This window comes from Pseudoalteromonas sp. S3260 (genome assembly GCF_005886925.1).
In the GTDB taxonomy this organism is placed as follows: Bacteria; Pseudomonadota; Gammaproteobacteria; order Enterobacterales; family Alteromonadaceae; genus Pseudoalteromonas; species Pseudoalteromonas tetraodonis.
Genome location: NZ_PNCV01000264.1, coordinates 1 through 341 on the forward strand (window position 1 = coordinate 1; position 341 = coordinate 341).

General features: G+C 49.3%; 1 protein-coding gene. It reads left to right on the forward strand.

The window, feature by feature from the left end; genetic code table 11:
* Positions 1-341, forward strand: a 341-nt coding sequence (locus CWC14_RS18410; RefSeq protein WP_249928787.1) for an EF-Tu/IF-2/RF-3 family GTPase, incomplete at both ends; no start/stop codon positions are given.

Below are 341 nucleotides of genomic sequence, written 5' to 3' on the forward strand. Positions count from 1 at the left end.
AAATTGTGCTGATGAGTTGCGGCAGTGCGTTCAAGAACAAAGGCGTGCAAGCGATGCTTGATGCCGTGATTGAATACATGCCTTCACCTACCGAAGTTAAACCGATTCAAGGTGTTCTTGATGATGGCGAGACTGAAGACACGCGTCCAGCAGATGACAAAGCGCCTTTCTCAGCATTGGCCTTTAAAATTGCTACCGACCCGTTCGTAGGCACGCTAACCTTCTTCCGTGTGTACTCAGGCACAGTTGCTCAGGGTGACACGGTATATAACCCAGTTAAATCAAAGCGTGAGCGCTTCGGTCGTATCGTCCAGATGCACTCAAACTCACGTGAAGAGATC